A 23,804-nucleotide genomic window follows, 5' to 3' on the forward strand; every position below is an offset into this window, starting at 1 on the left:
TGATTCAGATCTCATAAATGACATATCACTATCATTAATTTTCACAATTAGTCGATTTAAGTCACATTTTTATTGAGGTCGGTTATTTAGAGTCCACGGTAAAGGATTTACCGTGGAGTTTTTATGAAAGAAGTACAATTTCGAACGATAGACAAACTGTTTATTAAGATGTCGATCAACGACAAGTTTTGGGTCATTTTCTTAATCTTTTTTGCCGCTCTGGCAAGCCTAGCTGGACTGAACTACGTCAACAAAATGGAACACATTGACGTAACTGCAAAACAGCAGGTCGAGTATCAACTGCAAGGCATTTTATCAGCATCAGATTCCCCGGCATCTGTTCGCTCTGTTAGCCAGCAAACTCGCGCTCAACAAACCACTATTTCAAATAATGGTTCTGTGACTGCCACAGCACTCGCACAAGATGGCAACTACTACTCACTTACCGTTTCAACTAACGATATACAGAATCAAAAGCAGCAAGCACTGTACACTTTATTACTGAGCTTCTTGTGGTGTGTGCCTTTTGGTCTTTTCTGTTACTGGGTAGCGACTTTCCTAGGCGGCGCACTTTGGGTTCTTTATTCAACGACTCAAAAGATTGGTGATGGTGACTTAACATCACGCCTTGGCTTCCACCCTGGCCGTGATGAGTTCGGCACGATTGGTTGTGCGCTTGACCGTTCAATGGACACGCTTAGTGAGTTAGTCAACAACGTAAACCACAGTGCAGCAACGCTAAGCGAAACATCGGCTTCTTTCGAAACTGAGATGAAGCGCAGCGAAACACAAATCATGAGCCAAAATGCCTCTCTAGACTCTGTAGCGACAGCAATGGATCAGATGACAGCTTCGGCAAATGAAGTCTCTAACATCTCTGCACGCTCAACTGAACAAACAGAACAAGACGCGCAGCAAATCAACGATAGCCATGCGAAGGTTCAACAGGCAATCTCGGAAATCACCACCCTTTCTTCTTTGATTGAGCAAACCTCATCTTCTGTTACTAGCTTGAATGTGAATACGAGCCAAATTAACGAGGTCATCACGACGATCAATGCTATTTCAGAGCAAACTAACTTACTTGCTTTAAATGCCGCGATTGAAGCCGCTCGTGCGGGCGAGCAAGGCCGAGGTTTCGCTGTTGTTGCTGATGAAGTAAGAACACTGGCAAGCCGCACTCAGTCGGCTACTGTAGAAATCCAAGCGATGATTGAACGCTTACAGCAAGAGAGCCAAAATATCGCGAAGATCACCGAACAGACGGTTGACCAAGCGCAAACCAGTAGCCAGTTGATTTCAAACATTGGTCACGACGTAAACTCGATTGCAGATTCAGCTCAAGCACTAATGGACATGAGTATCCAAATCGCAACATCAGCCGATGAGCAAAGTAACGTTGCCAATACGATTGCAGCAGAGCTTAACGATATTCGAAGCCAATCCGATGTGATTAAAGACGTGGCTCAGAATTCTTCAAATGGCGTATCTAGGCTAACAGAAGCGTCGGTTTCTCTATCTCAGACATTGGCACGCTACCGAACTTAAGGATCAACTGGTGAACTAGCGGCGTGAATTGAAAACAAACTAATGAGGACTCGTAATGGGTCCTTTCTTTTTGGCTTTTGTTTAATAACATTACAAAAACCATGGTCAATAACGATGACATTATCAATTACCATGAAGCAAGTCGCAAAGGAGAGATTAAGAAGTGTCAGAACTGTCTAATATTCGAGCTTAGGAGTAATCTAATTGAACGGGTCTTTTTTCGCTTACCCCCTTGCTGCAGGTGACACATAATGAATAAAACAGAAACACCAAACACCGACGACATTACATGCCCTTTATGCCAACACGACGAGTATCTGCTTTCAGAAAGTGGAGAAAAGTTTACTTGTGCATCTTGCGGTTTCCACACCAAACAATTTAGTAAGGTAGTCAGCCTTCAACTAAGCTCTACCCCACCAAAGCTGCAGAATTCGATATACCACCATTTGAGCAGTGCTTGCCATTAATCCAAACTGAAATTTCTTCTAAACTGTAGATATCCTGAGCCGCGAGTTCTGCTGAGTCGGCTTCGGGATCTACGATTGCTTCATCAATACTCGGGCGTAATCGAAACGATTGGATACCCGCGCGAACACCAGCCTCAATCCCTTTCAACGTATCATCCACGTAGATGCACTCATTTGGCAGAAAGCCCATGTTCATGGCCGTGTACATGATTAGATCAGGCTCTGGCTTCCAGCTGTTAGCATCAAAAGCTGAGAACACTTTGCCTTTGAAGTCGTCTAGCATGCCTGTCATCGCCAATGAAGATTCAACCCTAGATTTCGGTGCATTGGAAGCAATACAAAACTCGATGTCTTGTTGTTTGAGGAATTCAATAAGTTCGATAGCGCCATCCATCGGTTTTAAATGACGCTGGAACAGTGCTTGTAATTCATTGCGATATAACGGCTCAAGTGTATCAATCGAGATAGATAACCCAAGACGTTCTTGTGTATCCATTAAGATGTCGGCTAGCTTCCCGCCTTGAAAGTGCGCATAGCAGTCGTTGACGTTTAGCTCCGCTCCAAAGCCAGTGAAAACGTTCACCAAAGCTTGGCAGCACAGCTTTTCACTATCGATAAGTGTTCCGTCACAATCGAAAATCACACATTTAGTCTGTTCTAACCGCATAGGTATCTCACTCAGATTGAATCCAAGTTTTATCCTATAGTGTTCTTTCAATGCGCGAGATGATTGAGGTAACAGTTTGCAGATACAGGCTTATTTCTCTTCGCGAAATATGGAGTTGATCACTTTATCGCTCAGCATAAGCAACAGTTTTCATTAAATTAACCCAGATTCTACGAAACCAAATACTGCGAGGTTTACATAAGCTACTCAATTTCAGGAGAAAATATAAATCACTACTTCCTAGCCGGATCGTGGTGAATCGATAAAAAAAATGGCTTATAGGCTACTCAGATAGAGCGACAATTAGCTAACAACCGACTCTTCTAAGACCTTAGCTTCAAGCGAAGGTGAAGACGCATATTCTACAGTTCCAGTATCGGGGTACGAATCTCGGATAGCGACAAACTCGGATAAGTGTTTCAGTAGCAATTTAGTTAGCTGAGGATCAAACTGGTAGCCACACTCTCGCTCAAACAAATCGACCACCATATCTAACGGCCACGGTTCTTTGTAGCAACGTGCACTAAGCAGCGCATCAAACACATCGGCTACGGCAGTGATACGAGCAAACAGGTGTATTTCATCACCCACTTTTCCATTCGGGTATCCAGCACCATCCCAACGCTCGTGATGTTCGTTAGCAATGATTGCCGCGAGGTTGGTAATATCACCCGCTCCGCTCTTTAGTAAGTTATAGCCAGCCGTAGTATGAAGCTTCATCACCTCCCACTCTTGGTCGGTTAATTTCCCAGGTTTATCCAAGATTGATTCAGGGACTGAAATCTTACCCACATCGTGCATTGGGCTGATGATCTCAATCATCTCGACCTCGCGATGGCTCAAGCCACGATACTTAGCAAGCAGTGCAGACAACTTGGCTACACGCTTAACGTGATTACCAGTTTCGCCAGAGCGGGTTTCAATTGCCTCTCCGAGAACATGAATCATATCCTTTTGGATATTCAAGGTCTGTTTCTGAAGCTTTAAGATTCGTTTGTTCTTATTGGCCAACTCTTTCTTTTGGCGCAGAGTGACAAATTGCATCAAGATGATCAGGCTCAAACCCGCAATCACCATCGACAGCCCCAATAACAACTGGAAGTTTTTGCGAATAAAGGATGAAGGCTCGTTAATGAAAACCGCTTCGTCAGGTAACGCGTTTCCACTAATCCCGTATCTCTTCATTGCAGGGTAATTGAATACAAAACGTTTGTTGTCTCCGGGAGTTAACGGTGTAGTAAAACCAAGTGGAAGGTATTTATCCAACGCATCGACGGCCTGTTCACCCATGCTTTGTGAGTGATTAACGTAACCACCGAGTACATCACCCGAAATATAGAACTGCCATAAAGCAAACACCGGAGCAGCACTCGCTTTTGACAACGTATCCGCAATCTCTTGGTAAGTGTGGTAAACCCCTTGCTTTAACTCGGTGTTGTAATGACTGAGCAATACCGCATCGTCCGCAGAGATCCCTTCCAAAAATTGGCTCGTATGCTCCAGCGACAAGTCGCGAATTTCTACGAGATTGATATTTGAAAATTCAGCCATCATTTTGTTCATTTCTTTATGAATCAATTCAGACGTGACACTGTAATCATTTACAAAATAGAGATTCTTTAGATTAGGTCTTAATTTGGAGATCAGCTTAATATTAACGTCTATCTGATCGTTCTCGTAAAGCACAGTTGCTCTGTCAGACACCGCGTACATGTCGGTGCTGAAATCATTGATGCCGGCTGCAACGACAGGTGTGGAGCGATCAATCAAATTAGGCAGAGATTCAAGAAAATTGGCTGCGTTATCGTCCGTCGCAATTACGCCATCAAATTTATAACCTGCATACTTCGCACGTAAGTAGTTCGCGAGAGAGTCGTAATACTCTGGGCTGTGGACACGCTTTGAATCCAAATACTCTATTGAGAGTTTAACTTCGGTTTGAGACTGGCTGAACGCACTGTCTATCCCTTTTTGGAAGTCAGCAGTCCATTGATAAGAAGGTTCGTATGAGTGTAAAACTAGGATGCGTTTAATATCCCAGTCGTTAGCAAAACTGAGTGAAGAATAAGCGCTAACACATAATACAGCGATTGATATCAATAGCTTGTACATACAATACCCTTTAAATAAGACGGGGTATTGTACTTAGATTAACGCTTTGTCAAAGAATCTTTAGTTCTCGATCCATACTTTATCGCAAGAAGCATGATCTTGTGCCCAAAAATCGTGTAACTGCTTAGCAAAGTTGTTGATACTTTGACCATTTTCAGCAACGACATCCGAGATCAATAGGGAACCATCCGCTTCTGTGACGATAGCGCTCGCCACAACTTCACCGTTTTGAGTACCAATATATAATACATGATCGTCAGAAAGCATAATTTGGCTCAAGAACTCAAGCATGTGTGCCCTTTCGATTTCATCTTGGTAAACGCTTGCTTGGTTGAGTGAAAATAGCACGGTCAATTTATGGAAATCGACTTTATGCAGTTCATCAATTTGGGAAGGAGTTTGATCTTGTGCTAGGAGTTGGTATGTCTTGGATGGAAGTTTGCTTTGATAAAGTTCACGGCCGAGGAGGCTCTCTTTTGCGGGGTAAGCAATATCGAGCTGACTAAATAGCCATTGGTTTTTCTTGTGTGCAATTTCAGGTATTTCGTTATTCATTCTTTTAGTACCTACGGTTAGTATCCCCAAATATCGCAGTTATTTGGAAGACATACGGTCGGCTGAGGTGCCGAGCTACAAGCAGAGAGCATACAGAGCATGACCAAGGCCAACAAGTACTTTAAATGCTTCATATTTTTCATTATCCAACAACATCCTTTAAGAACTTAGCGAAAAGCTCTACACTCGTATCCAAGCTTTCAATATCCTTATAGTAAACAGAACTATATAAATAAAAAGGACTTCTTATGAAAAAAGCCTTAATAGCAGCAGGTATCGTGACAATGTTAGCTGGCTGTTCGGACAACGAGGTTGGCGACGTCTCACTGGGTTTCTTCACAATGAAGGATATCAAGATGTCTTCATTAGATGACGATAAGATCGCGGGTGTTACCTGTCATATCGCATCAATCGAAGCAAACCTTAGCCTTTCTGATCCAAGTGATAGCTCTATATCTTGTCGTCAAACAGGTGAAATTACACCAGAAATGATTGCTCAAATAGACAAGAGTAAGTCTGGCGAAGTGGTATTCAAGCAATCGAAAAGTATCTTCTTTAAAACAATGAAGGTTCGTCGTATCTACGATGCAGAGAATCAGTCGCTGCTTTACTTGTCTTACACCACCAAAGAAACAGAAGGTAGCTTCAAACACAGCCTTTCAACTGTTCCACTATGGGGTACAGAGGCTTACGTTGATCCAGCGACGTTAGTACAGCCAGCCGAGTAGTTTCAAACATATAGTTAGTTGAATCACCTGTACAGACATTGTGCAGGTGATTCAAAATGTAATAAAAATGAAAGAAACAGAAACAAAATGTGATATCATGCGGCAAAATTTTTTCACTGTATTTTTCATATGAAGTTTCCTGGACAGCGTAAATCTAAGCACTACTTTCCAACTCACGCACGTGATCCGTTGGTCAACCAAATTCAACAAACGCCTAAGCTTCACCGCGCAACGATTGTGGGTGTTGGCCAAACGATTGTTGATATCGAAGCCCGTGTTGACAACGAGTTCCTAGAAAAATACGAGCTGAGTAAAGGTCACTCACTGGTATTGGAAGAAAGTAAAGCAGATGCGCTGTATGAAGAGTTAGTAGAGCGCGGTTTGATCACGCATCAATACCCTGGCGATACTATTGGCAACACACTGCACAACTATTCCGTACTTGCAGACAGCAAATCTGTCCTGCTTGGCGTAATGTCTAAGAAGATCGAAGTTGGCTCTTTTGGTTATCGTTACCTTTGCCGCACTTCTTCTCGTATGAATCTAAACCACCTTCAAACTGTTGATGGTCCAATTGGTCGTTGTTACACGCTGATTTCTGAAGATGGCGAACGTACGTTTGCAATCAACGAAGGCCACATGAACCAACTTCTTCCAGAAAGCATTCCTGAAAAGGTCTTCGAGAAAGCTTCTGCATTGGTTGTGTCGTCATACCTAATGCGTGGCAAACCTGAAGATCCGATGCCAAAAGCGGTACAAAAAGCGATTGAATACGCGAAAGCGCACAATGTGCCTGTTGTACTAACACTTGGTACTAAGTATGTGATCGAAGGCAACGCTGAATGGTGGCAAGAATACCTGAAAGAAAACGTAACCATCGTCGCGATGAACGAAGATGAAGGTGAAGCGCTAACGGGTGAAAAAGATCCTCTATTGGCTGCTAACAAGGCACTTGAGTGGGTTGACCTAGTTCTATGTACTGCAGGTCCTATTGGTCTATACATGGCAGGTTACACTGACGAACCAGCGAAACGCGAAACCACACTGCCATTATTACCGGGTAACATCCCTGAGTTCAATAAATACGAATTCAGCCGAGCGATGCGTAAGCAAGACTGTAAAGACCCAGTAAAAGTGTACTCTCACATTGGCCCTTACCTAGGTGGCCCACTTGAGATTAAGAATACCAATGGCGCTGGCGATGGTGCACTTTCAGCACTACTTCACGACATGGCAGCAAATAGCTACCACCACGTGAATGTACCAAACTCAGAGAAACACGAGCACACTTGTCTAACTTACTCTTCACTGTCTCAAATTTGTAAGTACGCAAACCGTGTAAGCTACGAAGTGTTGACTCAGCACTCTCCTCGCCTTTCTCGTGCATTACCTGAACGCGAAGATAGCTTAGAAGAAACATACTGGGATCGTTAATCGACCATATTAGGCAGTTACCTCTTAAAGGTTAACGCCAAGTGAGATTACCCATTCCTTGAAGGGCTGCTATATGCAGCCCTTTTTGTATTCAACACCAATATAACGGCAGGTGAAGTTAATCATATCGAATATTTTGCTCGTTTAAGATTTGATCTCGCGCAATGACTCTTTAGATCTGTTATCTTCCAGCACATAATTCGTGTGGTTTGCCTTTACTTGGCAAATTTATACAGTACTATCGCCACGCAAACGTTTACGTACCGCCTTTCGGTTCTGATATAAGGATCAAATATGCTGTCTGATATTGATATTTGTCGCTCTACTCCCCTTAAAAACATCAGTGAGGTTGCCAAGCAAGCTGGCCTGCACCACAACGAACATCAGCCATTAGGGCAATTCAAATCTAAAGTGTCTCTCACGTCACTTGAACGCCTCGCCAACCAACAAGATGGTAAATTAGTCGTAGTCACGGCGATCACACCGACACCTCTTGGTGAAGGCAAAACCGTCACTACTATCGGATTAGCACAAGGCCTCGCAGAGATTAACCAATCTGCAATGGCCTGCATTCGCCAGCCTTCAATGGGTCCGGTATTTGGTGTAAAAGGTGGCGCTGCGGGTGGTGGTTACTCTCAAGTTGCCCCTATGGAACAATTAAACCTGCACCTGACGGGCGATATTCATGCTGTTACGGCCGCTCACAACCTCGCCTCTGCCGCCATTGATGCACGTTTGTATCATGAACAACGGGAAGGCTTAGAGGCGTTTGAAGCGCGTTCTGGCTTAAAAGCCTTGGATATTGACCCAAGCAGAATCGTTTGGCGACGTGTACTTGACCACAATGATCGCGCACTACGCATGATCACGGTTGGCAAGAACGAAGCAGACAAAACAATTAACGGCTTTGAGCGAGAAGATGGATTTGATATCTCAGCTGCTTCAGAGCTAATGGCCATTCTTGCTCTAGCCAATGACCTTCAAGATTTGAGAAAGCGCATCGGACGAGTGGTACTTGCCTACAACAAACAAGGCTTGCCGTTGACCGCAGATGACTTCAACGTTGCAGGCGCAATGACCGTAACCATGAAGGATTCTATTGAACCAACATTGATGCAAACCCTTGAAGGCGTTCCTACCCTAATTCACGCCGGGCCTTTCGCGAACATCGCACATGGTAACTCTTCAATTATTGCCGATAAGATAGCGTTAAAACTGAGTGACTTTGTCGTGACCGAAGGTGGTTTCGGCTCAGATATGGGCTTTGAAAAAGCGTGCAACATAAAAGCAAAAGCGTCGAACAAAAAGCCCGATTGCGCTGTGGTTGTTGCAACATTACGTGGATTAAAGGCCAACTCTGGTTTATACGATTTGAGACCCGGCACTCCATTACCAGATTCAATTTTTAATGATGACCAAGACGCGCTAATTGCAGGCTTTGAGAACCTAAAATGGCACATAAACAACGTTAAGCAATACCAAGTGCCTACAGTTGTTGCGATTAACCGATTCCCACAAGACTCAGCTCAAGAGCTCGATGCTTTGAAACAGATGATCACCGACTTCGACTCAAGCGTTAACGTTGAAGTAAGCGAAGCATTTGGTCAAGGTGGCGAAGGCGCGACTCAACTGGCTCACGCTGTAGTCAAAGCTTGCCAAAAACAGAGTGAATTTAAGCCTTTGTATCACTCAGAGCAAAGCCTAGAAGAAAAGCTGATGGCAGTTGCTGAAGTTGGTTATGGCGCGGCAAGTATTTCGCTATCTCCACTGGCTAAAAAACAACTGGCTGAATTCAAACTGCATGGCTATAACGACCTATCGGTTTGTTTAGCAAAAACACCATTATCGATCTCGACAGAAGCACACGTAAAAGGTGCACCAATCCAATTTGACGTGCCCGTTAGAGAACTAAAATTGTGTGCTGGTGCTGGTTTTATTTACGCGTTGTGCGGCAATGTGATGACCATGCCAGGCTTGCCTGACAAACCGGCGTTCATGTCGTTAGATATTGATAGTAATGGAAATATCGTAGGCCTAAGCTAGCTGTCCTTAGTTAGATAAGCGGCAATTAATCGCGATTAATTTGGCTTAGGTTTCGGAGCAGTGTTCTATATTGAGCAATCATTTACTAACGAAGTGATTGCTCAACAATCAAGCTTAACTGCAAAAAGTTGCACTTAAATCGTAGTTATATGCGAATCTTGTCTTAACTTCTCGGTCAAGATCACATTAAAAACCCTATAAAATATATAGTATTGCGCTGATTCTTTGAGGACAGTGATGAATACAAGTATAAAAAAACTAGTCAGCCAATTTCTATGTACCATCTTTGCCCTAGGACTAGTCCCTGCCCTCTACATCAATTCTGAACTTGACAGAATTGATGCTCAGCACACTCTAAATATTAAGCAGTCTAGCCAAAATCAAATCGAATACAGCTTTCATGAACTCGCTGTTATTGTTGAGCAAATCTCTAACTCTGTTCCTTCAATCGCCGACTCTCAAACACTACTCCGAGCGATTCGAGAACCTTCTATTATCCATAAAGAAACCCTGCAAGATCTTTGGGTGATGTTAGCTCGTGGCCAAAAATACTATTCCCAGCTTCGTTACCTCGATCTAGCTGGCAACGAAGTGTTTCGCGTTAATTATAAAGACAATCAAGCAATCGTGGTTCCAGATAGTGAACTGCAGAACAAGTCTTCGCGTGATTACTATGAGGTACTACAGCAATTAAAGATTGGTGAGATTAGCTCTCGCGGTATTGATCTTGAAGTCGAAAACGGAGAGATCGTTCGCCCTTTGATTCCAGCGCTACGCATTATGACGCCAGTCGCTGAAAACAACGGCATTATTGGTTACTTCATCGCAAACCTGAACATGCTTGAGATTTATAAGCGCCTTCACTATCAAATTGGTGCATCTTCTGCTGTTCCTATTATTCTCAACAAAACCGGACACATAATCATGGGGCCGGATCCTACGGAATCTTTCGGACATGTAATTGAATCACGTTCAGAGCAGACTTACGCAAAGTTATACCCTGAGCTTTGGACTGCGATTCAAGACAAGACATCTTCGAGCTATTTCGATGGTGAGAACTGGTATTTTCATTCCGACATCAGCCCTAAAATCAAACAGTTTGAAAGCCCTATTTACATGGTTCTTCACATTGAAAATCAGCAGTTCAGCAGTCAATACCGACAAGAAAAACAAGCGATCGTCGTTCAGATAATCACCTTGTCTTTCTTGATTTCGATGATCTCCGCTGGCTTCGTATTGTGGAACAGCAACCACAAGAAGAACAGTATCGAGAGCCAACTTGCTAAGGCCGCAATGAATGGCATGTCTGCCTTGGTGATTACCGACAGAAACAACCGAATCATCAAAGTAAACCAAGAGTTCACCCGTGTGAGTGGCTACGAGTTAGAAGACGTAAAAGGCCGCCAACCGTCCATGTTTGCCTCTGGTCGCTACAACGAAGAGTTCTACATCAAGATGTGGAGCATCATCAAAGAGAAAGGCATGTGGGAAGGCGAAGTGGTTAATCGTCGTAAAGACGGGTCTTTGATCACGGAAATATTGCGAATCCAAACCATTAAAGACTCGAAAGACGTGATTCAGTTTTATGTCGCTTCATTTGTGGATATAAGTAAACACAAAGAGCTAGAAAACAAACTGAGAAACCTGAGTGAAAAAGATGCCTTAGCTGGGTGTTGGAACCGCCGTAAATTCGATCTTGAGCTGCGAGATGAGTGCTCTCGTGTTAATCGTTACCCTACTCGCGAACAGTCTTGTTTAGCGATTTTGGACATAGATCACTTCAAACGCATCAACGACAGATTTGGTCACGATTATGGAGATCGCGTCATTCAAACCGTTGCTCAAGTATTACAACGAGAGTGCCGAGAAAGTGATTTTGTGGCTCGTATTGGTGGCGAAGAGTTTGGCGTTATTCTGCCTCATACCACAACAGAAGAAGCTGAGTATGTACTTAACAGATTGAGAATCGCAGTCAGTATTGAGCTCGATAACGTGGTGACGGTCAGTGGCGGAATCACCAATCTGACCAACGACCCTGCTCTCAACTACAAGTGCGCTGATTTAGCACTCTATGAAGCCAAAGCCGCAGGTCGAAACAGTGTTTGCTTATTTCTAGACAGCGAAATGAGCGAAATCGCCTAACAGAAAATCAATCTTGTTCCGCTAGGCTATCAGTTTAGCGGTTTAACAACCCAATCCTTTCAATCAGCTTGGTGCTGGATAGAACTCTAGTTTGTTCCCTTCTACCACCAGAATACAATCCATGTTCGCAGCATGAGCAGCCTGCTTACCTAGGTTGGTATCTTCAAACACAACACACTGCTTTGGCTGCAAACCCATACCAAAACAGGCATCCAAGAAAGTATCCGGATTTGGTTTGTGATTCTTGACGTCTGTTGCTGTGACTAGGATATCGAGCTTACTCAAGATGTCTGTCTTATCTAGTAACTGTTCGGCACTTTTACGTTGACTGCCCGTTCCGACTGCAATTTTCTTATTACCCAAATGCTCTAATAGGAGAGAGTGAGTACAAGGGATAACGTCTCCTTTGTCTTCAATAGCCGCAAACGACGCCATCTTAAACGTAGAAACCGCCTGTGGGTCGAGCGATAAACCGTATTTGCTGTTCACCTCACCGGCTATCTTGTAGCTCGGCATTCCACCTAAGCTATGTAGCCAAGACGCTTCAAAATGAAAGCCGAACTCTTCAGCCGTTTGCTGCCACGCCTTTACATGTGCAGGCATTGTATCGATCAACGTACCGTCCATATCAAAGATTAATCCTTCATATGCCGTTAAATCTATTTTCATCACTACTACCACTCTTTAATAAAGTTACTGATACCATAACCAATATTCAGTATCATGGCGCCATATTACCGTTCAAAATGGATGTTTATGTTACAAATATCTAATTCTGTTTCGATTCAAGACTGGGAACTCCAGTTAACAGCGATCAGAGCACAAGGAGCCGGCGGTCAGAACGTCAACAAAGTATCGAGCGCGATACATTTACGTTTTGATATTAAGCACTCCACCCTACCTGACTTCTATAAAGAAAAGCTTCTCGCACACAAAGATAGCCGCATCACTAAAGATGGCGTGATTATCATTAAGGCACAGCAGTATAGAACGCAGGAACAAAACCGAGATGACGCTTTAGTGCGTTTGAAAGAACTGATCTTGGAAGCAACAAAAGTTCAAAAAGTGAGACGAGCGACTAAGCCAACACGTGGCTCTCAGAAAAGACGTTTAGAAAGCAAGAAACAAAGAAGCACCACTAAACAGCTGCGTGGAAGAGTGAGCTGATGGCTTCATGCGCTCAGAGAACACATTCCCCTAGAAAGCTCTGTCAATTTAACTAACTAATAGATCCGTTACGCTGTTTATTTAAAAGAAGGATTACTGCTTCTTTTTGACCGACAAAATCAATTTAATTAAGAGCATGCGTTCTTCGCTGGTCAGCAGGCGACTGACTGCTGCTACATCTTCTGCCGTCGTTTGTGATGCACCAACAATATCAAGCACCACATCCAAATCCGTCACTTTTAAGGTTCTGGTGATTGAACGATACTGAGACATCTTGATGTCAGCCTCGCCGCGTTCAATCCTTTGATAGGTTTTTAAACTCATTCCTGCACTCGAGGCTAACTTTTCTTGAGACAAGTTGGCTTGTTTCCTACGCTCAATCAGCGCCAATATTATGGGTTCTTGTGACATAAGCTCATCCTCAAAAGACAGTTATGTCCTAAATTCAGCAAGAAGCAGACCATATTGACTTGTGATGGTTTACATAAGCCATCAAAGGCATATTATTCGCTTGATAAAAACCGTTACGTTTCATAAACCTTCACACTGATATCAGTTGTGAACGTACAGGCTAGGTAACTTGAGTATTCAAGTGTTGGGAAATTAGAAAAATTGCAAATTGCGAATAAGAAAGACGTCATATTGGAAATTGCGAATCGTTATAAATCGGCATTTCCTTGCATTAAGCAGGCATTAGAAACGGACAATGCCCGCTCCGAAATTATTGCAGTGCAGCATAGGCTACTGACTTACAAAGAAGTGCTGCTGCACGGAAGTATGTTGGAAGAGAAAGAATTGAAGCAGGCCTTTTCTGCTCTGAACCAAAATGAAAAAGGTGTCGCACAAGGCGGTATTCAAAGTATCAACGAAGCAGTAAAAGAGATGGATGTGATTGTCGAAATATACAGTAGAAAAGCGTCTACTGAATTCTGTGCCTAATCTATTAATATCAACGAGTAGCGCCAACCTCTGAACGGCTTAAACAAAAAAACAAAAACGGCCAGTCATAGTTGAATGACTGGCCGTTTGTTTAACTAAGATGAAGACGTGGGTATCTAACGAGACATCGCTCTTCTAAACCGACCGAGCAACATCAACGCGCCTAGCAAGCCAAAAGACACACTGCCTCCACTGCCGCCTGAACCAGATGAGCTTGTACCAGCAGCAGCAACTCGTTTTGCCTCTGTCGCGGTAAACTGGACAGTTTCTGTGCTATCGATTACACCGTTAGTTACATCCGTAATCCAATCTTTATAATCAAATATCTCTGTAAATACTGATGTTACTCCGATATCGGCCCCACAAACTCTAGGCCCAAAACTAGTTATACCAACCTGCTCGTAAGTCGCGCCATTTTTCCAAAATACAGGCCCACCGGAATCACCTTGGCATGTTCCACCATAGAGGTCATTATCCGGTCCATTACCATTGAAACAAATCTGCTTTTCAGTGACTAAAGGACCAAATACAGCCTTGCAATTTATCGTATCAACGTATGTAAGGTCTACTCTTTGTAACAGAGTGGTGCTGTCCTCGCCTGACTTTGTATTACCGTGACCGACTGCGACAAAGCTATTATTGATGTCCCGATATGTCTCAAAAACAGGGATTTGAGTTTCAGCAGATGAACTCAAGCCAAGAGATGACTCTAACTTCAAGATAGCAATGTCATTCGGTAAAAGATTTGATTCAAGGTCTGAATAGTCACTGCGATAGAAAACGTCAGATACTCGTACTTTCTGGATGCTACCGTCAGGGAATAGAGAAGTATCTTCCAATTGAGGTACAACCACGGTAAACAGTTGTACACTTTCATCACCGTAAATACAGTGCGCCGCTGTCAATACATGGTAATTATCTAAGATAGTCGCACCACAGTAAGGGCCTGTAGAGTAAACACCGTCATAATCAATACGATCAATGAATAAGCTCGCCATCGAAGGAAACTCAGCTACTGTGGCGTCACTGCCATTCACAATATAAGGTGTTACACCCACATCAGGAGTACTTTCGAGCGTGTTTTCCGTTGCCATAACACTTGATGTGTAAATCAATGGCGCTAAAAGCCCTAAAACGGCTTTACGAACCGGACTCATTGTATGGTTAACATTCATAGATAACTCCTTGTAACCCCTACTACTTATTTACAAAAATGATGAATCGCCACCATAACACGTCACAACCAACAGTATAGTAAGTATTTGTAACGATATGGCCACATCTCTCATTTTATAGACGCATTCTAAGCAACCGTTATTAATGGTAGCCCTTAAACCTAATACGCCTCCAAAAACATACGCTTTCAAAAACAAAAAAGCCCACCGTCGGACTTCTCTATACAGGGAATCAAACAATAGGCTTTTGTTATGTATTGCGGTTTCTCTTAAACGAGATTAGCCACGGTAGTAACGTTGAGGTACGAATGGCATTTTTTCTACTGTCATTGGTAGTTTTTTACCACGAACTTCAGCGAATACTTCAGTGCCAATAGTCGCTAGATCAGTGCGTACGTAAGCCATTGATACAGGCTTGCCTGCGTTAGGGCCCGCCGTGCCGCTTGTTACTACGCCAACCTTGTTACCTTCAGCGTCAAACAATTCAGCGCCTTCACGTACTGGTGCTTTAGTTTGACCAACAAGACCAACACGCTTGCGTTGAACGTCTTTAGTCGCGATTTGCTCAAGGATAATGTCTGCACCTGGGAAACCGCCAGCACGCTCACCGTCAGTACGACGCACTTTTTGAATACCCCATAGAAGGCTAGCTTCTACTGGCGTTGTTGTTGTATCTAGGTCGTGACCGTATAGACACAAACCACACTCAAGACGAAGTGAGTCACGTGCACCAAGGCCAATCCACTCTACTTCAGCTTCTGAAGTTAGCTTACGCGCTAGTGCTTCAGCATGATCATTCGGTACAGAGATTTCGTAGCCATCTTCGCCTGTGTAACCACTGCGGCTTACGATACATTCCACACCATCGATATCCACTTTTTGAACATCCATGAACAGCATTTCTGCAACGCTAGGTTGGAAACGAGCCAGTACTTCAGACGCTTTAGGGCCTTGAAGTGCTAGTAGAGCGCGGTCATCAATCACTTCCATTTCTACGTCTGCAGGAAGGTGAGCCGTTAGGTGGTCGATATCTTGTGTCTTACAAGCTGCGTTCACAACAACAAATAGGTGATCGCCAAGGTTCGCAACCATCAGGTCATCCATGATGCCGCCCTGCTCGTTAGTAAAGAACGCGTAACGCTGCTTACCAGAAGGAAGGTCAATAATATCTACAGGAACCAAAGATTCTAAGACAGCAGCTGCATTTGCACCATGTAGACGAAGTTGCCCCATGTGAGAAACATCAAAAAGACCGGCAGCGTCACGAGTGTGTAAGTGCTCTTTCTTTACACCTAGTGGGTACTGAACTGGCATATCGTAGCCAGCGAAAGGGACCATTTTCGCACCCTCTTCAACGTGAAGTGCATGCAGTGGTGTTTTTAGTAGGTCTTGATTAGCGTGTTCTTGAGTCATTTTATTCTCCATGAAGCGTTGCAGGCTTTCCAAATCGAATCTGCCGCTTATATCTCTATTTAGAGTCGCCTCTAACGATATGGGTTAACGTTAGAAACAGTAGATAGTAAAAAGTGATGTCTTCTATATAGGCTTTTATTACTAGCGATATAAATAGAGGCTTCTGTATAAAAGCTATACGACTCACTTTCTAAGAATTCACTTCAGTAAACTTCAATCAACATGAGTAAACCGTGTTCACTATAGTAAACAAGCCTGAGTCAGTTTTACACCCTTAACAAGATTAAAACAGCTCAAAATGTGATATTTAACAATTTAAAAACAACTTTCAGTCGCATACAAAAACGCGATATTGATGCTTTTCACACCAACATCGCGTCTTTTGGCAAACGTTAGAAACAAAAGCAAACGTTTGCATTCACTATAAGAAATTCTAACTTTGTTAACTTATTTTGCAGTCACCCACAAAATCAGTGCATCTTCTGTACTAGTAGAAATCAACATATGCCCCATGTTGGCGTCGTAATACATGCTGTCACCTTCGCTCATGGGTACCGGCTCATAGAATTCTGAGTAGAACATCACATCACCAGAGATCACCATCAAGAACTCCTCACCATCGTGGCGAACCCAATCGTTATACTCTTCAAAGGTGCGTGCTCTCACTCGGCTCTTGAACGGCATCATCTTCTTATTCGAAAGTTCTGTCGCGAGCAGTTCATGCTCGTAAGTCGGAGTTGGGTGAGGTTTACCCTGACCTGCTTTAGTTAAGTCACGACGTCCTGTGGCAACCTTTTTTCTTGGTGGCTCAAAGAGTTGCGGCATATCAATTTGCAAACCCATAGCCAATTTCTGCATCGCTTGGAACGTCGGTGAGATTTGTTCGTTCTCGATTTTACTCAGCGTAGAGCGCGCCAAACCAGTACGTTGGCTCGCCTCTTCTAACGTAATGCCCAGCTTGCTGCGGATATCTTTAATACGCTGGCCGAGCCTAAGTGGTTCGATATTCTGATCTAACGTCTCTTTCGCCAACGTTAAAGATGGGTACTCATCATAAATGTCTTCTGACATAGGTCCCTCATTCATTTCTTACTTCCTGTCTATTGATTTCATTGTTGCATGAAGCGCTTTGTTGATTAAAGAGCACACAGGGAAATAAAGCGTGCTCCCTGTAGCAAAACGAGAAAATCTGTTTCCTATTGGAAATTTTTGTTGAAAATTGATTTTATCGGAGCTATGTTATCGACTTGTTAGATGAAGAGATGCTACTTCAGCTTGCAGCAAGTGATAGATTTAACATTTGTAAGAGCTGTTTTTTACCCGAAATTTTTGGGAACCAATTCGTGCTGCATTGACCCTACAACGATCGCTTTGACGCTATGGTCGTATAAATAAGAAGCAACGCACTATTTATACACCTATATAACGCAAACGATACCGATGCAGAAATCAACGTAAGACCTAATGGACTATAAAAACAATCACCATTAGCTTAATGAAAGGTCTCGACAATGAACGCTTATCAAAACCATAGCTTAGACAGTTTTTTCTCTACGAACCTATCTGCGACTGACGACGCAGTATTTGCTGGAATCCAAGCAGAGAACACTCGTCAAAACGAACAAATCGAACTTATTGCTTCTGAGAACATCGTTTCTAAAGCAGTAATGCAAGCTCAAGGCACTTGCCTTACCAACAAATACGCAGAAGGCTACCCAGGTCGTCGTTACTACGGTGGTTGTGAGCACGTAGATACAGTAGAAGCTATTGCGATTGAACGTGCTAAACAGCTATTCAAGTGTGAATACGCGAACGTACAACCTCACTCAGGTGCTCAAGCGAACGGCGCAGTTAAACTTGCCCTACTTCAACCTGGCGACACTATCCTAGGTATGTCTCTTGACGCTGGTGGTCACCTTACGCACGGTGCACGCCCTGCGCTTTCAGGCAAATGGTTCAACGCAGTTCAATACGGCGTAGACCGCGACACTCTTGAAATCGATTACGAAGCGGTACGCGCTCTCGCTATCGAATGCCAACCTAAAATGATTATTGCAGGTGGTAGTGCTATCCCACGCGTTATCGACTTCGCTAAATTCCGCGAAATCGCTGACGAAGTTGGCGCTATCCTTATGGTAGATATGGCACACATCGCGGGTCTTATCGCGACAGGTGCTCACCCTAGCCCACTACCACACGCACACGTTGTTACAACAACAACGCACAAAACACTTCGTGGCCCACGCGGCGGTATGATTCTGACGAACCACGAAGACATCAACAAAAAGATCAACTCTGCAGTGTTCCCTGGCCTACAAGGCGGCCCACTCATGCACGTTATCGCGGCTAAAGCAGTGGCGTTTGGCGAAGCACTTGGCCCAGAATTTAATACTTATATTGATTCAGTGATCGACAACGCAAAAGTTCTTGCTGAAGTGTTGCAAACTCGCGGTTGTGACATTGTGACTGGCGGAACAGACACGCACCTAATGCTGGTTGACCTTCGTCCTAAGGGCTTGAAAGGTAACGTAACTGAAGAGGCATTAGAGCGTGCAGGGATCACATGTAACAAAAATGGTATACCATTCGATTCAGAGAAGCCTATGATTACCTCTGGCATTCGTTTAGGTACGCCAGCTGGAACCAGTCGTGGTTTTGGCACTGAAGAATTCAAACTTATCGGTGAATGGATCGGCGATGTACTTGATGGCTTAGTTGAAAGCCCTGAAGGCAACGCTGAAGTTGAGCAACGTGTTCGCAAGCAAGTTAAAGAGCTTTGCAAGCGCTTCCCTCTTTACCGTTAGACCGTTTTTAAGATTTAAATTAAAACCTCATAAATTTTTGGAGAATAAGCAATGGACAATACACTAAAGTTTGCAGACAGCCACGAGTGGGTAAAAGACAACGGTGACGGTACTGTAACTATCGGTATTTCTGAGCACGCTCAAGAGATGCTAGGTGACGTTGTGTTTGTTGACCTGCCTGACACTGACGACGAAATCGAAGCTGGCGAAAGCTTCTCTCTAGTTGAGTCAGTGAAAGCTGCTTCTGATATCTACGCACCAATCTCTGGCGAAATCGTAGAAATCAACGAAGAATTAGAAGATAGCCCAGAGCTAATCAACGAAGAACCTTATGAAGGTGGCTGGATTGTTAAAGTGAAGATGTCTGATGCGTCTGAACTAGACAACCTTAAAGATGCGGAAGAATACCTAAGCTCTATCGAAGAAGACTAATAGGTAACCTCATTACGATAAAGCTGCTCTTTTGAGCAGCTTAATTTTAGGGGCTAGCTCACGGCTCCAGAGAGAAAGTAGAACATATCATGACTGAATTACTTCAAAGCCAATTACTGAAAGACCTGGGTACTCAAAACGAGTTTGTTGCTCGTCATAACGGCCCAAATAAAGCAGACCAGCAAAAAATGCTTGAAGCGATCAACGCGACTAGCCTAGACGCACTGATCGACGAAACGGTTCCTGCACAAATCCGTCTTGAAAAACCAATGACACTTGCTGCGCCACTAAGCGAAATGGACATGCTGGCCTCTCTTAAAGAGATCGCTAACCTAAACCAAGTGAAACGTACTTTCATTGGCCAAGGCTACTACAACACATTCACTCCAAACGTTATTCTACGTAACGTTTTAGAGAACCCAGGCTGGTACACAGCTTACACACCATACCAACCAGAGATCTCTCAAGGTCGTCTTGAAGCTCTACTAAATTACCAACAAATGGTAATGGACCTTACAGGTATGGAAATCGCGAACGCGTCTCTTCTTGACGAAGCGACAGCGGCTGGCGAAGCAATGACACTGTGTAAGCGTGCTGGTAAAAGCAAGAGCAAAGTATTCTTCGTTGCTGACGATGTTCACCCTCAAACACTAGAAGTTGTTAAAACTCGTGCTGAGTACATCGGTTTTGAAGTAATGGTTGGCGCTCTTGAAACACTTCCAGAGCAAGACGTATTTGGTGCATTAGTTCAATACCCTGGTACAACGGGCGAAGTTCGTGACCTAACAGACATCATAGCGAAAGCTCAAGCAAACAAAACTCTTGTAACGGTTGCAACTGACCTACTTGCTTCTGCTCTACTTAAGCCAGCTGGCGAAATGGGCGCAGACGTAGTTATCGGTTCAGCGCAACGTTTCGGTGTTCCTATGGGTTACGGCGGTCCACACGCTGCATTCATGGGTACTCGTGAAAAGCATAAGCGTACAATGCCAGGTCGTGTAATCGGTGTTTCAATCGATACTCACGGTAACCAAGCACTACGTATGGCAATGCAAACTCGTGAGCAACACATCCGCCGCGAGAAAGCGACATCGAACATCTGTACAGCTCAAGCACTTCTAGCAAACATGGCGTCTTTCTACGCGGTTTACCACGGTGCAGAAGGCCTACGTACTATTGCCCGTCGTACACACCACATGACAGCTATCCTAGCGGCTGGCCTGACTAAAGCGGGTTACGAGCTAACGAACAACAGCTTCTTCGATACCATCACAATCAACTCTGAAGAGAAGACAGATGCACTGTACGCGAAAGCGCAAGCAGCAGACATCAACCTTCGTCGACTTGTTGGAAAAATCGGTATCAGCTTAGATGAAACAACAACGATCGACGACGTGAACGCACTGTTCGCAATCTTCGACGTTAAAGAAGACGTTCAAGCACTATCTTCTGACATTGCATCAAACGAGTTTGCGGCAATTCCAGAAAACTGTCGTCGTGAATCAGAGTTCCTAACTCACCCAGTGTTCAACACGCACCACAGCGAAACGCAAATGATGCGTTACCTAAAACAGCTTGAGAACAAAGACTTCTCACTAACGCACGGCATGATCCCACTGGGCAGCTGTACGATGAAGCTGAACGCTGCTGCTGAGATGATTCCAGTAACATGGCCTGAGTTTGGTTCAATTCACCCATTCGCACCTCTAGAGCAAGCGGCGGGTTACACAGCACTAGCAAAAGATCTTAAAGAGAAGCTATGTGAAATCACCGGTTACGACGATTTCTCACTACAGCCTAACTCTGGAGCATCTGGCGAATACGCAGGTCTAATCGCGATTCAACGCTACCACGCAAGCCGCGGTGAAGGTCACCGTAACGTTTGTCTGATTCCAAGCTCGGCGCACGGTACTAACCCTGCAACAGCATCAATGGTTTCAATGAAGGTAGTGGTTGTTAAGTGTGATGAAGATGGCAACATCGACATGACAGACCTAGCAGCGAAAATCGAGAAGCACAAAGACAACCTATCAAGCATCATGATCACTTACCCTTCTACGCACGGCGTATACGAAGAGCAAGTGAAAGAAGTGTGTGAACAAGTACACGCAGCGGGCGGTCAGGTTTACCTAGACGGCGCGAACATGAACGCTCAAGTAGGTTTAACTTCGCCTGGCTTCATTGGTTCAGACGTATCCCACTTGAACCTACACAAAACATTCTGTATCCCACACGGTGGCGGCGGTCCGGGTATGGGTCCAATCGGTGTTAAATCGCACCTAGCACCTTTCCTACCAGGTCACATCGAAAACGGTGTACAAGGTTCAGACTACGCGGTTTCAGCTGCAGATCTAGGTAGTGCTTCAATCCTACCTATCTCTTGGGCTTACATCGCTATGATGGGCGAACCTGGCCTAACAGACGCAACGAAAGTAGCGATTCTGAACGCGAACTACGTGATGGAAAAACTACGTCCTCACTACCCTGTTCTTTACCGTGGCACTAACGGCCGCGTAGCGCACGAATGTATTATCGATATTCGTCCACTTAAAGAAGACACAGGCATCAGCGAAGAAGATATTGCTAAGCGTCTAATGGACTTCGGTTTCCATGCGCCGACTATGTCTTTCCCTGTAGCTGGCACACTAATGGTTGAGCCAACTGAGTCTGAAGATTTAGAAGAGCTAGACCGTTTCTGTGAAGCGATGATCGCAATCCGTCACGAAATGGCAGCAGTGAAAGCGGGTGAATGGCCACTAGACAACAACCCTCTAGTGAACGCACCGCATACACAAGTTGACCTTTCAGGCGCAGAATGGGATCGCCCTTACTCTCGTGAACTGGCTTGCTTCCCATCGAAAGCAACCAAGAACTCGAAGTACTGGCCAACAGTTAACCGTGTAGACAACGTATACGGCGACCGTAACCTAATTTGTTCTTGCCCAAGCATCGACAACTACGAAGACTAATTTTGTAGATTTTAGATAAACAAAAGCGAACCACTTGGTTCGCTTTTTTGTTTTTGGAGAATCAATCATTTCAAGCTGAGAGGTAAAGATCGCGCCAGCTAACCAACAATCCACATATAGACTTTCTATTATCGTTGTTGAATATCTAAGTTTTGGTTCTATTTGTAACGCCAGTAATAAACTTATCTACTTCCGCATAGAACTTGGCCGGATCGTTTTGCACCCAGTGGTTTGCGCCCTCAAATGAAACGTTGTCTAACGTACTAATAAACTCTTTCGCACGCTCACAACCCTCTAGGCTGTCAGCACCCCAAAAATATACTTTAGGTATGGATAAGTTTTCGAAAATTTGTCCCCAGCCAACCACGCCACGGATATCTTGAGTCGCATGTTGTCCGTAGATTTCACTGGCGGTTTGACCAAGAACCTCTGGCTCACATCTTCTAACTGACGAAAGATACTTAACACCTGCTCCGTGTCCCCAAGCCATGGGAAAACGTTTTGAGAAACCTTCTCCTTTCACCCAGTTCGCAAACTCGTCAGTGCTTAGTTCAGAATATGTATCTGCAATAATCTGGGATAGGATGATGCTTTCTTCGTGCAGTCCGCCTTCAGCATTAATGAAACCACGCACGATGCCTCTCGTGTCGTATTCACAAATCAACGTCGATGTATCGCCTCCCCAAGAGTGCCCAAGTAGAAAGCAACCATGGATGCTCAATAAGTCGAGTGCTTTCAATATTCGATTTGCTTGAGTTTCTGTTGAGTGGGATATATTCGAAGCAGGAGAATAGCCATAACCACACAGGTCGAACATGACTAAGTTGTAATTCGGTAGCCAGTCAAACACATCGGCAAAACATAAATGCGACTCACCCAACCCATGAATCAACACCAGTGTTTCCTGAGACTCTTTGATATCAGTCGACAAGCAATAAAGCTGATCACCATCGATCTCTAACCACTTTTCTATCAACACATTATCCTCACACTTCTAATCGCAGACTTTGGATTTATCTTAACGAATCCAACACGATAAGAAAGGTTAATTTGGTTAAGTTTTATAAACTTATTGACCTTACTGTAAGGGGAAGGTTTAAGGTCAACTCACGAGCTCAATATAACTAGGAAACGATTATGGGATGTTGCAATAAAGCGCCAAAAGGTGGAGCCCCTCTTGGCTTACTTTTAAAAGTCACGCTTGGAATT

At 44.0% G+C, this 23,804-nt stretch carries 19 protein-coding genes; 10 read left to right on the forward strand and 9 right to left on the reverse strand.

From position 1 onward, the window contains the following. Positions 1 to 123 precede the first annotated feature (123 nt). Complete coding sequence (locus tag AB4482_RS11400) at positions 124 to 1,548, forward strand: methyl-accepting chemotaxis protein (protein WP_017064641.1); 1,425 nt, start codon at positions 124 to 126, stop codon at positions 1,546 to 1,548. Between the two features lie 408 nt (positions 1,549 to 1,956). Here AB4482_RS11400 and AB4482_RS11405 read toward each other — a convergent pair whose 3' ends face one another. The 3 genes from AB4482_RS11405 to AB4482_RS11415 form a co-directional block, all read right to left on the reverse strand. Beyond that, positions 1,957 to 2,682: an HAD-IA family hydrolase gene (locus AB4482_RS11405; protein WP_017059834.1), complete on the reverse strand. Its 726-nt coding sequence runs from the start codon at positions 2,680 to 2,682 to the stop codon at positions 1,957 to 1,959. A 303-nt stretch (positions 2,683 to 2,985) separates the two neighbouring features. Beyond that, positions 2,986 to 4,794, reverse strand: coding sequence for an HD domain-containing phosphohydrolase (locus AB4482_RS11410; RefSeq protein ID WP_102333464.1), 1,809 nt, complete (start codon positions 4,792 to 4,794; stop codon positions 2,986 to 2,988). Between the two features lie 60 nt (positions 4,795 to 4,854). Then, entirely contained in the window at positions 4,855 to 5,349 is a 495-nt protein-coding gene (locus AB4482_RS11415) for a hypothetical protein (protein WP_017064644.1), read from the reverse strand. Between the two features lie 248 nt (positions 5,350 to 5,597). On the opposite strand from AB4482_RS11415, the gene AB4482_RS11420 reads away from it, so the two are divergent. The 4 genes from AB4482_RS11420 to AB4482_RS11435 all read left to right on the forward strand — a co-directional run bounded on the left by AB4482_RS11420 (position 5,598) and on the right by AB4482_RS11435 (position 11,696). Beyond that, the gene (locus AB4482_RS11420; protein ID WP_372180951.1) at positions 5,598 to 6,077 is read left to right on the forward strand and encodes a CreA family protein; all 480 of its coding nucleotides are present in this window, start codon (positions 5,598 to 5,600) and stop codon (positions 6,075 to 6,077) included. Positions 6,078 to 6,206: 129 nt separating this feature from the next. Continuing rightward, a complete protein-coding gene (locus tag AB4482_RS11425; protein WP_017069885.1) occupies positions 6,207 to 7,511 on the forward strand; it encodes an inosine/guanosine kinase in 1,305 nt (434 codons plus the stop codon). 294 nt (positions 7,512 to 7,805) lie between these two features. Further along, a complete protein-coding gene (locus tag AB4482_RS11430; RefSeq protein ID WP_372180952.1) occupies positions 7,806 to 9,554 on the forward strand; it encodes a formate--tetrahydrofolate ligase in 1,749 nt (582 codons plus the stop codon). Between the two features lie 237 nt (positions 9,555 to 9,791). Continuing rightward, positions 9,792 to 11,696 (forward strand): diguanylate cyclase, encoded by a 1,905-nt coding sequence (locus AB4482_RS11435; RefSeq protein WP_372180954.1) that lies wholly within the window; start codon positions 9,792 to 9,794, stop codon positions 11,694 to 11,696. 63 nt (positions 11,697 to 11,759) lie between these two features. On the opposite strand, the gene AB4482_RS11440 is transcribed toward AB4482_RS11435, so the two are convergent. Continuing rightward, positions 11,760 to 12,365 carry a beta-phosphoglucomutase family hydrolase gene (locus tag AB4482_RS11440; protein ID WP_048608431.1) on the reverse strand — a complete coding sequence of 202 codons (606 nt, stop codon included), beginning with the start codon at positions 12,363 to 12,365 and terminating at the stop codon, positions 11,760 to 11,762. 87 nt (positions 12,366 to 12,452) lie between these two features. Here AB4482_RS11440 and arfB point away from each other — a divergent pair, with 87 nt between their 5' ends. After that, entirely contained in the window at positions 12,453 to 12,863 is a 411-nt protein-coding gene (arfB, locus tag AB4482_RS11445) for an alternative ribosome rescue aminoacyl-tRNA hydrolase ArfB (protein WP_017059842.1), read from the forward strand. A gap of 93 nt (positions 12,864 to 12,956) precedes the next feature. Here the strand turns inward: arfB and AB4482_RS11450 are convergent, their stop codons facing one another. After that, the gene (locus AB4482_RS11450) at positions 12,957 to 13,274 is read right to left on the reverse strand and encodes a helix-turn-helix transcriptional regulator (protein WP_372180956.1); all 318 of its coding nucleotides are present in this window, start codon (positions 13,272 to 13,274) and stop codon (positions 12,957 to 12,959) included. 201 nt (positions 13,275 to 13,475) lie between these two features. Between AB4482_RS11450 and AB4482_RS11455 the strand changes: the two genes are divergently transcribed. Further along, positions 13,476 to 13,802 carry a hypothetical protein gene (locus AB4482_RS11455; protein WP_372180958.1) on the forward strand — a complete coding sequence of 109 codons (327 nt, stop codon included), beginning with the start codon at positions 13,476 to 13,478 and terminating at the stop codon, positions 13,800 to 13,802. Between the two features lie 116 nt (positions 13,803 to 13,918). On the opposite strand, the gene AB4482_RS11460 is transcribed toward AB4482_RS11455, so the two are convergent. The 3 genes from AB4482_RS11460 to AB4482_RS11470 form a co-directional block, all read right to left on the reverse strand. Continuing rightward, positions 13,919 to 14,977, reverse strand: a complete 1,059-nt coding sequence (locus AB4482_RS11460; RefSeq protein ID WP_372180960.1) for a trypsin-like serine protease — start codon at positions 14,975 to 14,977, stop codon at positions 13,919 to 13,921. A 279-nt stretch (positions 14,978 to 15,256) separates the two neighbouring features. Then, the gene (gcvT, locus tag AB4482_RS11465) at positions 15,257 to 16,390 is read right to left on the reverse strand and encodes a glycine cleavage system aminomethyltransferase GcvT (protein WP_102478979.1); all 1,134 of its coding nucleotides are present in this window, start codon (positions 16,388 to 16,390) and stop codon (positions 15,257 to 15,259) included. Positions 16,391 to 16,837: 447 nt separating this feature from the next. Further along, the gene (locus tag AB4482_RS11470) at positions 16,838 to 17,461 is read right to left on the reverse strand and encodes a helix-turn-helix domain-containing protein (protein WP_017059847.1); all 624 of its coding nucleotides are present in this window, start codon (positions 17,459 to 17,461) and stop codon (positions 16,838 to 16,840) included. 440 nt (positions 17,462 to 17,901) lie between these two features. Between AB4482_RS11470 and AB4482_RS11475 the strand changes: the two genes are divergently transcribed. From AB4482_RS11475 to gcvP, 3 genes are all read left to right on the forward strand, one after another. Next, entirely contained in the window at positions 17,902 to 19,194 is a 1,293-nt protein-coding gene (locus AB4482_RS11475) for a serine hydroxymethyltransferase (RefSeq protein WP_017072175.1), read from the forward strand. Between the two features lie 51 nt (positions 19,195 to 19,245). Next, positions 19,246 to 19,626 carry a glycine cleavage system protein GcvH gene (gene gcvH, locus AB4482_RS11480; RefSeq protein WP_017072176.1) on the forward strand — a complete coding sequence of 127 codons (381 nt, stop codon included), beginning with the start codon at positions 19,246 to 19,248 and terminating at the stop codon, positions 19,624 to 19,626. Between the two features lie 89 nt (positions 19,627 to 19,715). Continuing rightward, a complete protein-coding gene (gene gcvP, locus AB4482_RS11485; protein ID WP_372180962.1) occupies positions 19,716 to 22,595 on the forward strand; it encodes an aminomethyl-transferring glycine dehydrogenase in 2,880 nt (959 codons plus the stop codon). A 145-nt stretch (positions 22,596 to 22,740) separates the two neighbouring features. Here the strand turns inward: gcvP and AB4482_RS11490 are convergent, their stop codons facing one another. Next, the gene (locus AB4482_RS11490) at positions 22,741 to 23,574 is read right to left on the reverse strand and encodes an alpha/beta fold hydrolase (RefSeq protein ID WP_017071757.1); all 834 of its coding nucleotides are present in this window, start codon (positions 23,572 to 23,574) and stop codon (positions 22,741 to 22,743) included. Between the last annotated feature and the right edge of the window lie 230 nt (positions 23,575 to 23,804).

The sequence above is a fragment of the Vibrio sp. 10N.222.55.C7 genome (assembly GCF_041473335.1).
GTDB lineage: Bacteria > Pseudomonadota > Gammaproteobacteria > Enterobacterales > Vibrionaceae > Vibrio > Vibrio crassostreae_C.